Origin of the sequence: Shewanella sp. HL-SH4, assembly GCF_051164845.1 — a bacterium.
Classification (GTDB): domain Bacteria; phylum Pseudomonadota; class Gammaproteobacteria; order Enterobacterales; family Shewanellaceae; genus Shewanella; species Shewanella glacialimarina.
Genome location: NZ_CP195037.1, coordinates 413,640 through 426,860, shown reverse-complemented (window position 1 = coordinate 426,860; position 13,221 = coordinate 413,640). Strand labels below are relative to the sequence as shown.

Below are 13,221 nucleotides of genomic sequence, written 5' to 3'. Positions count from 1 at the left end.
TAGACTTAAAAAAGATGTGATGGAACACCAGAATGACAAGGAAATTGCAATTGAACACGTACAAATCAAGCCTCATAATCAATTCAATATTGCTTTACAGCCCAGAGGTCGGATCAAAAAAAGCAAATTCTTATAGCATAACGTGTATCTATTAACCTGGACTCGGCAACGGCCAAGTCCAACAAGCGGTTTGTGCCATGCAAACCGCGCAACGCACAATTACTAAAACGCTATGTTTCAAGGAAGAGTACTATGACAAAGTCAAAGAAAGCACGCATGTTTATATACTTCTGCGCATTTATACTTCCTATTTTATTCGTCATTAATTGCGAAGGATGGAATGCCGGAGGAATGAGTGTTAAAAGTTGTACTATCGAAAACTTTATTTTTATAGAAGCTGCTAACTTTGTTATAGGGTTACTATTTTTGAGTTCATTTATGGCTTTTATACCTGTCTTAATATATATATTTATTGTTGTTTTATGTTTTGAATTGTTTTTGGCTTTCATGAGAAAACTAAATAACAAGTATGGTTAATCACCTTAAGCAAGAAAAATAACAATCAAATTAATCAGAACAAATTACAGTTGGTTTTTGCTCCTGCGTCGCATATTTTAACCAACTATTATTTGGGCGTGAACTAAGCCGCTGCGCGGAGCCAAATGCTAACTCAATCGAGTGTATTAACCTCATTGAATCAACTAGATTTAAAAGACGTGATGGAACACCACTATGAAAAGGGAATTGCAATTGAACACATACAAATCAAGCCTCATAATCAATTCAAAACTGCTTTACAGCCTAGCGCTCGGATCAAAAAAAGCAAATTCCTATAGCATAAAGTGTAGCCATTAACCTGGACTCGGCAACGGCCAAGTTCAACAAGCGGTTTGTGCCATGCAAACAGCGCAACGCACAAATACTGAAACGTTATATTTTTGTGTTATCTACAATTAGCGAATACCTTGTAGAGTGAGATTATGTCTGACATTGAGGTGAGCATGACCCAATTGATTATTGCAAGGAGCATTTTATGGTAGGAAATCCAATTGGATTTTTTTGGGGCTTACTTTTTCTTTTTTTCTTTTTGCCTTTGCTTATAAGTCTAGCAATAAGCATTGGAATGATTTTGTCTATTAAAAGTAATTCAAATTTAACTACAAAGCTTATTTACGCTTTTACAGCATTAATAGTGCCTTTACTGCTAACCGTAGTATTAATGCTCTTTATATCTTATTATTCGTTCGTTGTTTTCATTATACTCTTTATGATTGTTCTCGGTAGCCCTCTTCTTATTAGCATGCAGCATTCAAATAAGTATAGAAATTAATCGATTCTGATTCTGATTCTATTGATTAGAGCAACTGCAAAGCGTAAAAAATATGAACTTGATGCAATAAAAATATTACAAGTCATTAAATCAGGATAAAAAACAGTTGGCTTTTTGTTCACTACGTTCACTTATTTTAGCCAACAATTTTTTGCCTGTTAATTGGGCGTTGAGGCTGTAGAATTTCTCCCCAAGAGCCGTTTTTAGCGTCTATTTACAAATAAAGTTAATTGGTTGTTTTTTGAGTTTTGGCGTATCGGTGTCTGTGATCTAATAGATATTATTCACCGAAAGCAAAAATGCCATGGCGAACTACAAACCTGACTTATCCTGCCAAAGTAAATTCATCCCCATCAATTTTTCAGAGCAAATTCTGCCTGGTACATTTGAGTATGCCCTTTGTTATATTATCGAAAATAAACTCGATTAAAAGCATGGCCATCCACGATTATTTTTACCTTTGACGTAAGCTTCATAACAGTAACTCGCCTTAACTTGTTATGTCAGAAAAGCAAAAAGCCAGCGATTAAGCTGGCTTTTTTAATTTGGTCGGTATGAGAGGATTCGAACCTCCGACCCCTTCACCCCCAGCGAAGTGCGCTACCGAGCTGCGCTACATACCGAATTTTGTTCATTACTAAGCTTCAAATTAGTGGGGTAAACTTAGTGAGCAAGCACTTTATCAATTGAACGCGCTTGGCGCAAGCACTTAGTTAATCAGCATTTATTGACTGATTATATTCTATTCAAGTTAACTCATTTGACGCTATTAGAAGGCCAGCTTCGCGTTACATGCCATTAGTTAGTTTTGATATAATCGGCGACCTTCACGCATCACTTGAATCAACTCTGGCGCACTCATTTTCTTGTTAAGACGTCGTTCAAATTGTGCATCGTATATACGGTACTTTCCATATCGGCCCAGAACGGTTATCTCATTCTTTTGATAAATCGCAAATTCACGGCTATTACCAATATATACCCAAGATTCTTGGTTAGGCTCTAATAAACTTCTGCCAGAACTGTATTTCTCACTGGCTGTTGTACAGCCCAATACTTTGCTTAAAATCGTTGGCGCAATACCGTAGTGGCTGGTGCGATAATGAATCTCACTGGGGTTAATGTTAGGCCAGTGGATGATTAATGGCACTTTAACATTGTCAGGAGACAAATCGCGCCTTGCATCTTCAATACTGCTGGTGAAAACCTGGCCGTGGGTGCCAGTAATAAACACTATGGTATTGTCATCTATTTGAGGCAACAACTGACTAAGCTGATTATCAATAAACTTTAAAGACTGGCGATATTGGTTAAACAGCACCTTTTGTGCCGATTTTAATGACGTTGGCGCTTTTATGGTTTCAATGCCCAAAAAGCCAACGGGTGTATCGTAATCTTGTGGTGCAGAGAGGTTAAGTACTGCAAACCAGGGTTGGGTTTGATTGTGTTGCCATTGATTAAGGGCTGTAATATTTTGAATATCGGTTGCGGCACTGCCATCTTCACTGACACTGATATGGGGTTGAAACCCTTTAAACATAGCGCCGGTTGATGCTAATTCAGCCTGTGAGCGGGCGGTAAATAGTCCTAGCTGATAACCCTGGCGAATTAATTCCTGGTTCATGACGGGTGACATAACCCCAAAATCTTGCTTGTCGCTATAATTGCCTTGTAAACCATACATTAAGGTAAACATACTGCTTTTAAATTGAGTGCCGCCGGTATAATGCTGGGTAAAGTTAAGTGACTCGCGGGTGTACTGGCTTAAAAAAGGCATGGTGACATCATCAACCATTGCTGCTTGTAAGCTATCAATAGCAATGACTAGCACATTGGTTGGCGTGTCAGCCTGACACTGCAGTGGTTCAATGGGGTAATGCAAGTTTGACGTTTGCGGAACAATCTCACTGGTCACTTTGTTGCCATCAACCCCGTGTGATTCCATAAAGGTTCTGGCTGTTGCTGGATATGAAACCGGATATGCGTCATCAAAACGGGTGATGTCGGTAATATTGGCTGCATCAGCCCAAATATGAATTAAGTGGCTACTAATAAAACAGCCGCCAACAAATAGCACCACTTTATTGCCCCATTGTTTCTTTTGAATTTTATCGATTCGCTTCCAGATAAAGTTGGCCGCGGTGAGTTCAATAACGATAATCACAATTGGGGTGACGATATAAGAGGTGCTATGCAGTAAGGCATTTAAATCTTGCCAGGCTAAATCAAATGCAAACGGGCTGAGATGAATACCGTAGTCATCATAAATAATCGTGTCGTAGAGTAGAATATACAAAGCCATTGAGGCGACAAAGGCGGCATATCCTCGTAGAATTTTGGAGTAGGGTAAGATGATACTGACTGGGAAGATAAAAATTACGTATACAATAAAGGCTAAAAATGTGTAATGCCCTATGGTACTTAACGCAAGATAGCCCCAACTTATAATGGAGTCTGGTTGGCCGACACTGCCAATATAACGGGAACCAATAATCATGGCGAGCAAGCCATTGAAAAAGGCAAACCAATGCCCCCAATTTACCAGGCGCGAGACTTTATCTCGTGTCATCTGCTTTCTGCGCTCGATCATGCCTTAATGGATCCCTTCTTAGATAGATTATCGATAGCTAACAAGGTCTGTTAACTCACTTTCAATGCATTATTTAATGGACTGAGTTAGTGCCTTAGCAAACTGCTCCGCAACCATTTGACGTGATTCTGTTGGGACTTTCTTTTCTAATAAATGAGAGACGCAGTTGCCTAATACCATTAAGCTTAAATCGGTAGGGGCTTGATGTTTGTTTAATAGCGCTAACATCTCACTGATTAAGGCTTCTACTTGGGTGTTGCTGTATTTTGATTTAATGGCCATGATTTTCTTGTCTAAATAAGTTCTCAATTGTTGTATATGATAACGGATTTCAATCAAGCTCGCCTCATGTTTTCTATACCTTCATGATTAAAATCGTTATATCATGCTCAGTCTTCTTAGCAATATTTGACTCACCAAAGGTTATCGCATTTATGACGATTAATATCGAACAAGCCATTATTCATGAAATCTCACTCGACAGTCAGGGGCAAATGGCCTGCCGATTACGTCCGCAACCTTTATTAAATAGTAAAGCTGTTGAAGCTATGCTGGAAGAATTACATCAAACCTATTCAAGTAAAGCAGGTAAAGGTTTTGGCTATTTTGGTGTGCCAAATGAAGATGGCGATGCTAATGATGCGTTTGCTAATGCACTTCAATCATACCGTGAAGGTCAGTCAGGCTTTGTTGATTTTACCGTGAGTGCCAGTAAGTTACTTCAGCAAGAATTAACCAAGTATGACTTCTCCCAGGGCGGTTTTTTATTGATGTCATGTTATTCCGCCATGGCCAGTGATTATCTGTTTGTTGCGTTGCTTAGTGCTAAGTCATCAATGACAGTGTTAGATGATATGGAGCTGTCACAGAATAATCATTTGGATTTAAACAATATTCAATTAGCTGCGCGCATTGATTTAACCGAATTGCAGGCAGATAAAGCCTCAAAGAAATATATCTCATTTATTCGCGGCAGAGCAGGCCGTAAAGTGGCTGATTTCTTTTTAGATTTTATGGGTTGTGTTGAAGGCGTAAATACAAAAGCACAGAACAAAACCTTGATTCATGCGGTTGAAGACTTTGTCGCTGGCAGTGAATTAACCAAAGATGAACGTCAACAATGTCGCGACAAAGTGTTTGAATACTGCGCTGAACGTGCCGATGTTGGCGCCGACATTGAAGTAAAAGATTTGGGTGATGAACTGGCTGATCAAGGCATGGAATCATTTTATGATTTTGCCTGTGGTGGCAATTATGAATTAGATGATGAATTTCCCGCAGATAAAGCCAGTTTGCGCAGTTTGAAAAAGTTTTCTGGTACTGGTGGTGGCGTGACTTTAAGTTTTGATGGTGGCCATTTAGGTGAGAGAGTTATTTATGACCCAATATCAGACACCCTTTTAATAAAAGGTGTTCCGGCTAATTTAAAAGATCAGTTAGATCGTCGATTAAAGGGTGAATAGTCTGATATTGTACTTAAGCCTGATGTGTTAAGCATATTGGCAAATTTGAGTATAAAAGCAGCATTTTTAAATTAAGCGCCTACCACAGGCGCTTTTTTTAGGGTATTAAAGGCTAAAAACACCACTTTGAGACCATATAGCAATATAAATGGGTATTAATTGTACTTTTTACTTTTCATTAGCTTTTAAATTAGTAAACTAGCGCCAGTTTTTACCAACATCCTGCAGGGTAACACAATCGTGTTAACCGTGTGTAAATGGGGGACTTCTATGATTACCGCTTACGCCTACAAAAATCATCAGCTCACAATTACTGAACTTTCTATTGAAGACTCTTTGCCGGATAATATTCTCTGGCTGGATTTATATAAACCAGATAGTGAACAACGTGATTGGTTGAGTCGATTTTCTGCTGAGGAAGTGTCCGACCAGGAAGATATCAAAGAAATTGAGGCATCCGCTCGATTTTTCCAAAACCAAGATGGTTTGCATATTAACTCGTTATTTCCACAACGGGTTGGCTCTGATGTCAGAGCGGTCAACGTTTCATTTAATTTACGTCAGCATTTTCTATTAACCATACGTGAAGAAGATATCGGCTTAATCCGTTTACTGCGTAATTATATGCGTTTAGGCCGCCTAGATACCGAAACCCCTGAAGGGCTATTATTAGAGTTATTCACCCTTAAAGTTGATTATCTATCTGATTTGATTGAAGACGTGTATAGCGTACTGGACAATTTGAGTGAGCAGGTTTTTAATGACGAAGAACTGGATGCCGTATTTAAACAAATCACTTTGCAAGAAGACTCCAATGGCAAAATTCGCTTAAGTTTACTTGATACTCAGCGTTCATTGCGCTATTTGCAACGTTATTACCGACAGAATTTGTCCGATGAGAACCTGAAAGACATTCGTGAAATGTTATCGGATATTGAATCTTTAATGCCACACAGCCAGTTTATTTTCGATAAATTAAAGTTTTTGCTTGATGCTGCTATGGGTTTCAGTGGTCTGCAACAGAATAAAATTATTAAAATTTTCTCGGTATCGGCGGTGGTGTTTTTACCCCCAACTTTGATTGCCAGTAGCTATGGAATGAACTTTGCTTTGATGCCAGAGTTAGATTGGCGTTTAGGTTATCCGATGGCGGTGGGGTTAATGTTTGCCAGTGCAGCAGGTACGTACTTCTTTTTTAAACAAAAAGGCTGGCTATAGCATTTGCGCAAGTTTGACAAAATGGGCAGTTTAACACTGCCCATTTTTGTATTTAGTGGTTTTTATACTGCGTTTATTAGCCTTGGCCAAATGCGTAGCTAATGGTTTCTCTTGGATTTAAATACTTATGGATTTTTTCGGGTAATGCTGCGGCCGGAAGACTTCTTACAATACTCATGCCTTCTTTTTCTAATTCAATGATTGGCGATTGCGCTATAGGAACTATGGGGTCATATGCAACGATTGACGGAAATAAAATGTTATTTAAATTTACCGACATCACTAAGCCAAAATGACCATTTGACAGTTCTACAATGCTACCTGGCGGATAGATGCCAAGTATTTTAATCAACTTTTGGACGTATTCTGCATTCAACTTATTTTTATAGTTTTTATACAATAAGCCTAAGGCGACACTGGGGGTTTTAGCTTTGACTAAATGACTGCCGTTGCATAAATTATCGTATGTATTGACCACCGCAATCAGTTGAGCAAACTTATCCAGCTGATCCGCTTTTAGCCCTTGCGGGCTGCCACTGCCATCTAAATACTCATGATGATGGGTTATCATCGGTTTAGCTTCTTCCGGAAAAGTGTCAGCTAATTTTAAAAAGTTAATACTCATTAATGGGTGCTGTTTGACTAGGTTTTCTTCTGGTGTTGATAATGGCACCACTTTATTCAAAATATTTGAGGGGATTTTTAATTTACCTATGTCATGAAATAAGCAGCCAATACCCAATAACTCAATTTCTTCTCGGCTCCAGCCAAGTTCTTTCGCCATTAACATACACACCATAGACACATTTAACGAATGGTGGTGGATAATATCCTTAGGGTTGGCATTTTCCATTAAGTGTAACGCAAGGTTATCTTCATCCAGTAACAGATTAGTAAGGTTACTGATGAGATCTTTAGCCTCACTGACAGCATTAAGTGGACGACTAGCAATTTTACCGACCATTGAGTGCATCATTGACACTGAACGCTCAAATTGCTTTTCAGTTTTTTTGATATTACGCTTTAGTTTCTGCTGCTTATCGATACGTTCTGATTTGTAATCGAGCATATCTTGTTTAATGGTATCAAGTGAGGCTTCATCGAACGGTTCAGGATCTGAAGAGTTATCCGTTGTAACAGGTTGAATATCGCTTCGTTCAGGATCGTAAAAGACATCTTTTACGCCTAATGATTTTATCAACTCAATTTGAGTTTGTGAGGTAACTTTGAATTTACTGAATAAAAAAGGATGATCTTTCCACGAGATAGGCAAGCTAACGTAAACACCAACTTTAAGTTCTGAAACTGCTATTTTGACATTTTTTTTCATAAAAGTGGGTGATTAGGCTCAGGTCAAATTCATAGATAAATAGGTTAAACGTTAGATAGAATAAAATTTACTCAGACTTTACAAATAGGTAAGTTACATGCAGCATATTAACATTAACTTTAAAAATTAAGCAGTGAATTATGGACTTTATTGAAGTATACCCCAATGCGATTAGTGATGAATTATGTGATAAGTTGATCGATGCGGTAAAACATCATCCTAGTGTTATCCAAGGCGTTACTGGTAATGGCGTTGATCTCAGTAAAAAGTTTAGTCGTGATCTTATGTTAGATCAACACGCTGATTTAGCCGAGTTACGCAATGAATTACTGCAGTTAACACTGGCCAATAGTGTTGATTACTTCAAAAAGTACGCATTAGCATTGATGGGAGCTGTGTCAGTTTCCGTTAATGATGAAAATGGCCAGCCGGTGGCACTGCAACCGGAAAATTTTGAAAAATTAGGTGCTGATAAAGTTAACGCAATTGTGCGGTATTTATTCCGTAGTGGCACGATTAATATCCAGCACTACCAGCAAGGGAAAGGTGGTTATCCCCATTGGCATTCAGAACAATTCCCCCAGGAAGGTCACAACGAAGCCTTACATCGAGTTGTGCTTTATATGTTTTATTTAAATGATGTAGAAGAGGGCGGAGAAACTGAGTTTTATTACCAACAACAAAAAATAAAACCCAAAAAAGGAACCATGGTTATAGCACCTACAAGCTTTACCCATAGTCATCGCGGTAATATTCCCTTAAGTAGTGATAAATTTATCGCAACGTCATGGATTATGTTTAATCGTGCTGAACACTTGTATGGCGCAATTGCGCCAAGTTCCGCTAAAACATAACGGTCATCAACAGGTACTTGGTTTATTGGTTAGTAACCGGTAATTCGATAATAAATGAAGCGCCCTCTAAATAACTGGTTTGTATTTCAAAGGTACCAGCGTAACTGCTAACAAGCTCAAAACAAACGGCTAAGCCGATGCCTTGGCCGTTATGTTGAGTATCAGCCCTAACTCCCCGTTGAAAGATTTTTTGTTTGTAGGCCTCTTCAACACCCGGGCCGTCGTCATCGACTTGTAACCTCAGCAAGCCGTCGTGCTGCTGGGCTGTAATTTCGATAGTAGTAATGCAGAATTTAGCGGCGTTCTCAATCAAATTACCGCACAGCTCCATTAAATCCCCTTTACTGACTGGAAAGGCTAAGTCATTAGGGCAGTGGACAATGAAGTTAATGTTTTTCCTTTGATATAATTTTGACAACATTAATACAAGCTGATCAAGTATCGGCTTGATATCAGTGTGTTCTTTTAACAAACCTTGTCTGCCCATCATGGCGCGTTTTAACTGGTACTTGACCAAATGATCCATGTCTTCTATTTGGGTTAAGATTTGCCGCTCTTTTTCCTGCGAATTTAATGAGGTATCGTCAATTAGCGCGATACTGGCTGCTAGCCGAGTTTTCAAACTGTGGGCTAAGTCATTCATGGCATTTTGATAGCGAGTTTGGCGTTGCTGATTTTGATCCAACAGTTGGTTTAATGATTGGGTAATTTCTTGTAGCTCGACAGGATAGTCATTCGACAGATTTTGCTGTTTGCCCTGCTTAAGTTTGAGTAACTCTTGTTTTAGTTGCTTTAGTGGCAACATACCCCAATAAGCGGCGCTAACCAGTAAGAAAAATGCTGCGCCGAGAACAATAGCAAGCCTGAAATAAGTGAGACGATTAAACTTTTGCAGTTCTTTTTTCATGGCTTCAGCATCTTGAAGTATTAACAGATGGAACTGCTTCCCCTCGATTAAGGTGCTGAGTTTAAAGACTAGGTATGTATGCAAGCCTTCAAATTCAAGAAAGTAGGCTTGCGAGTCGTCTTTGATGAGGTTGTATTTTTCACAAATGTTAGTCAAGGATAAATCTTTAGCCAGTTCAGAACGCCATAAGCCGGTATATTGCTCGTTACAGGTGGCCATTATGTAGCTGGTTTCAATGTTGTCGTTATCTTGTGCCTCGGTAATAGGGACTAAATTATTTTCGCGAAATTCTGCGGCAATGACTGGCAGTTCTGCAATATAGTCAGCGGTGATCTGAGTATAACGATTTTGGGCATTCAATAACGTCACTAGCCAGGCAAACCCAAACCCTACTAAGGCAATAATGCTTAAGGAGGTCACAAACATCCTGGTGAGTAAACGTTTCTGCGGTTTTAACATTAGTTGCATGGTAAATTGAATTTATATCCTTGGCCACGTATTGTCATGATGGCATCTTCGATACCGCCGTGGGCTAACTTTTTTCTTAAACGGCTTACCATCACTTCAATTGTGTTAGGGTCGCCTTCTTTATCGGCATAAACCACATCTAATAAGCGCTGTTTGCCAACTACTTCATGGTTGTGGCGCATCAGGTATTCTAATATGTGGTATTCAAACGCAGTAATATCTAAATGACAATCATTAAGAGACACTTGTTTACTGGCTAAATCCACCGACAGTGTGCCACAGCTAATTACCGACTTTACAAATCCTGCACTGCGACGTACCAATGCATCAAGCCGGGCAATTAACTCTTCTTTTTGAAAGGGTTTTACTAAATAATCATCAGCACCAGCATTGAGGCCTTCGACTTTATCTTGCCAATTTACTCTGGCGGTAAGAATCAAAATAGGGGCGGTAACGTTGGCGTCCCTAATCGATTTTATCAAACTGATGCCGTCTTGATCAGGTAAACCTAAATCAACAATCGCTATGTCAATCGGGTAGTTGCTCGCTTGATACAAACCTTCTTGAGCCGTCGCGGCTATTTGAACCTGATTACCCAGTTCGCTCAACTGCACATTTAGGTGATGCGATAAAATGGGATCGTCTTCAATCACTAAAATTCGCATGGTTAGCTCCTGATGCTAAATGCTAATGTGTAAGTACTTCACTTTTGACTATTTATTGCTTAGTGCAGACTTTAAAAATCGTTAATTAAGCTCACAGCAATAGTCGCCGAAACACCGATAAAAATAATACCAACTAGCAAATCAATAATGTGACTCACACTTAATAATTTGGCCTGAATGAGTGGCTTAGATAACACCAACGCTAATAAGCTAAACCAGATAAGTGACAAAGAGAATAATAGCGTGGTTGCTGCAATTTTGGTTATTAAATTTACCTCAGGTGTGATCAAGACAGTGAATAAGGTAATAAAGAAAATCAATGCTTTGGGATTGAGTAAATTAGTCAGCAATCCTATTTTAAAGCCCTTAAATATTCCGAAACTGACAGTGTTGTGTTTATCTGCAGCAGATACTTGCGTTGGTTGTTCGGTTGACGCTGCTATTGATTTAAAGCGGCTCAACGCTGACTTTAGCGCTTGAAATCCCATCCAGGCTAAATAACTTACCCCAATACATTGCACTAAGGTATAGGCCAGAGGTGACTGGCGGATCATTAAACTAATGCCCAATAATGATAATAATGTATGAATTAAAATGGCGATGGCAATGCCGAGCGCACAAGCGACAGCAGCTTGTCTACTTTGTTGACTGGCCATTTTAACGATAATGGCAAAGTCAGGGCCTGGACTGATTAAGGCGATAATATGAATAGCAGCCAAGCTAGCAAGTAAGGTGAAATCCATTTAAATTCCTGATAAATAAAATTTTGTTTATTATCCAAATCTGAGGTTATTTATAAAGGAAAAATAAAAAAGGCGCAATCGATGCGCCTTTAAATAGTTGAAAAATAAATTGAGCTAATAATGCAATTATACTGAGGTTTTTGATGCTGCCTTGGTATTCAATACTTGTTCTTCAAAACTGGTAGCTGCTTTACCTGCTTGAGAGTCATTAAAGATATCTTCATTAAATGCATCCTCAGACTTTGCAATTATCACAGTGGCAACCGTATCACCGGTGACATTAACAGCAGTTCTTATCATATCAAGCAAGCGGTCTACACCAATGATTAATGCAATACCTTCTACCGGCAAGCCTACTTGATTTAACACCATTGCAAGCATGATAAGTCCAACACCGGGAACACCAGCCGTACCAATTGACGCTAATGTTGCGGTTACAACAACCATAGCATAATCAGTTAAGCTTAATTCAATGCCAAAGACCTGGGCGATAAATACTGTCGCGACACCTTGCATTATCGCAGTACCATCCATATTAATGGTGGCACCTAACGGCAATGTAAATGAAGCAATTTTATTATCAACCCCCATGCGATGTTCAGAGGCTTCAATGGTTACAGGTAAGGTAGCGTTTGAGCTTGCGGTACTAAAAGCAAACAACTGAACATCTCTCATTTTACGTAAAAACATCAGTGGACTTAAGCCAGAGAATACTTTTAGTAGAATGGGATATACAACTAATCCTTGAATGAGTAGAACCACAACAACAAGTAGGAAATATTTGACCACACTGCCAAATGTCTCCATTCCGAGTGTTAAGCTTAATTTTGCCATTAAAGCGAAAACACCATAGGGTGCTAACTGCATCACCAAGGTAACAACGCGCATGATCACTTCGTTGATGTCGTTAAAGAAGCGAGCAACACGTTCACCACGTTCACCAATATGCGATATCGCAAAACCAAAGATGACCGCAAACAAGATGATTTGCAGCATGTTACCTTGAGTCATCGCCTGAATAGGGTTGTCTGGCACAATATTGATAATGACTTCTGACAAGCTTGGGGCTTCTTTTACGGTATATTCCATAGTAGAACTGACTAAGCTGGCATTACCGGGATGAACTAAAATGGCAGCCACGATAGAAATAGTCAGCGCAATAGCGGTAGTGAATAGGTAGAACGAAATGGTTTTTCCGCCTAATCGGCCAAGTTTGGAGGGATCACTTAATGAGCAAGTACCGCACACCAATGACACAAACACCAATGGAACAACAAGCATTTTTAAGCTGGAGATAAAAATAGCACCTAAAACGTGCAATAAACCTTCAGTAATGTAGTCTTTAATAAATAAGCTGTCGGGGAAGAGGTTTCTTAAAAGTAGGCCTAATATAATACCTGTACCCATGCCGATTAAAATTTTACTTGTTAGTCCGAGCTGTTTTTTATTGCTCACAATCTTTCCTTCCAATTATTTTTTTAAGTATTGTTTGGCTGATGGACTAAAGCGTAGCAGGAAAGCTTTAGTTATGAAATGGTATGAAAGTTAAAGTTTATACCAAAATGTACCGATTAAAACGACCATGTTGTGGCATAGTTATCAGATATTTGTGTATTATTACCCAATAGGTAACTATTATAAATCATAAGTATT

At 39.0% G+C, this 13,221-nt stretch carries 10 protein-coding genes, 1 tRNA gene and 1 pseudogene; 4 read left to right on the top strand and 8 right to left on the bottom strand.

Annotated features, from left to right (window positions below; all coding sequences use genetic code 11):
• Positions 1-1,634 precede the first annotated feature (1,634 nt).
• Positions 1,635-1,757 (top strand): annotated as a pseudogene (locus ACRWQL_RS02785) (transposase); the annotation flags it as partial.
• 119 nt (positions 1,758-1,876) lie between these two features.
• Here the strand turns inward: ACRWQL_RS02785 and ACRWQL_RS02780 are convergent.
• From ACRWQL_RS02780 to ACRWQL_RS02770, 3 genes are all read right to left on the bottom strand, one after another.
• Positions 1,877-1,953, bottom strand: a tRNA-Pro gene (locus ACRWQL_RS02780).
• A gap of 179 nt (positions 1,954-2,132) precedes the next feature.
• Positions 2,133-3,920 carry a DUF3413 domain-containing protein gene (locus ACRWQL_RS02775; RefSeq protein ID WP_434952227.1) on the bottom strand — a complete coding sequence of 596 codons (1,788 nt, stop codon included), beginning with the start codon at positions 3,918-3,920 and terminating at the stop codon, positions 2,133-2,135.
• Positions 3,921-3,989: 69 nt separating this feature from the next.
• Positions 3,990-4,202, bottom strand: a complete 213-nt coding sequence (locus ACRWQL_RS02770; RefSeq protein WP_226410218.1) for a YejL family protein — start codon at positions 4,200-4,202, stop codon at positions 3,990-3,992.
• A 152-nt stretch (positions 4,203-4,354) separates the two neighbouring features.
• Between ACRWQL_RS02770 and yejK the strand changes: the two genes are divergently transcribed.
• Both yejK and corA read left to right on the top strand, forming a co-directional pair.
• Positions 4,355-5,383 (top strand): nucleoid-associated protein YejK, encoded by a 1,029-nt coding sequence (gene yejK, locus ACRWQL_RS02765; RefSeq protein ID WP_226410217.1) that lies wholly within the window; start codon positions 4,355-4,357, stop codon positions 5,381-5,383.
• Between the two features lie 270 nt (positions 5,384-5,653).
• On the top strand, positions 5,654-6,601 hold the full coding sequence (gene corA / locus ACRWQL_RS02760; RefSeq protein WP_434925893.1) for a magnesium/cobalt transporter CorA: 948 nt from the start codon (positions 5,654-5,656) through the stop codon (positions 6,599-6,601).
• Positions 6,602-6,677: 76 nt separating this feature from the next.
• Here the strand turns inward: corA and ACRWQL_RS02755 are convergent, their stop codons facing one another.
• Entirely contained in the window at positions 6,678-7,931 is a 1,254-nt protein-coding gene (locus ACRWQL_RS02755; protein ID WP_434952225.1) for an HD-GYP domain-containing protein, read from the bottom strand.
• Between the two features lie 140 nt (positions 7,932-8,071).
• Between ACRWQL_RS02755 and ACRWQL_RS02750 the strand changes: the two genes are divergently transcribed.
• Positions 8,072-8,785, top strand: a complete 714-nt coding sequence (locus tag ACRWQL_RS02750; RefSeq protein ID WP_434952223.1) for a 2OG-Fe(II) oxygenase — start codon at positions 8,072-8,074, stop codon at positions 8,783-8,785.
• 22 nt (positions 8,786-8,807) lie between these two features.
• Here the strand turns inward: ACRWQL_RS02750 and ACRWQL_RS02745 are convergent, their stop codons facing one another.
• The 4 genes from ACRWQL_RS02745 to ACRWQL_RS02730 all read right to left on the bottom strand — a co-directional run bounded on the left by ACRWQL_RS02745 (position 8,808) and on the right by ACRWQL_RS02730 (position 13,023).
• Entirely contained in the window at positions 8,808-10,160 is a 1,353-nt protein-coding gene (locus ACRWQL_RS02745; RefSeq protein WP_434952221.1) for an ATP-binding protein, read from the bottom strand.
• The gene (locus ACRWQL_RS02740; RefSeq protein WP_434952220.1) at positions 10,151-10,825 is read right to left on the bottom strand and encodes a response regulator; all 675 of its coding nucleotides are present in this window, start codon (positions 10,823-10,825) and stop codon (positions 10,151-10,153) included. The genes ACRWQL_RS02745 and ACRWQL_RS02740 overlap by 10 nt, the downstream gene beginning before the upstream one ends.
• 71 nt (positions 10,826-10,896) lie before the next feature.
• Positions 10,897-11,568, bottom strand: coding sequence for a LysE family transporter (locus ACRWQL_RS02735; RefSeq protein ID WP_434952218.1), 672 nt, complete (start codon positions 11,566-11,568; stop codon positions 10,897-10,899).
• A 126-nt stretch (positions 11,569-11,694) separates the two neighbouring features.
• On the bottom strand, positions 11,695-13,023 hold the full coding sequence (locus tag ACRWQL_RS02730; RefSeq protein WP_226410210.1) for a dicarboxylate/amino acid:cation symporter: 1,329 nt from the start codon (positions 13,021-13,023) through the stop codon (positions 11,695-11,697).
• Between the last annotated feature and the right edge of the window lie 198 nt (positions 13,024-13,221).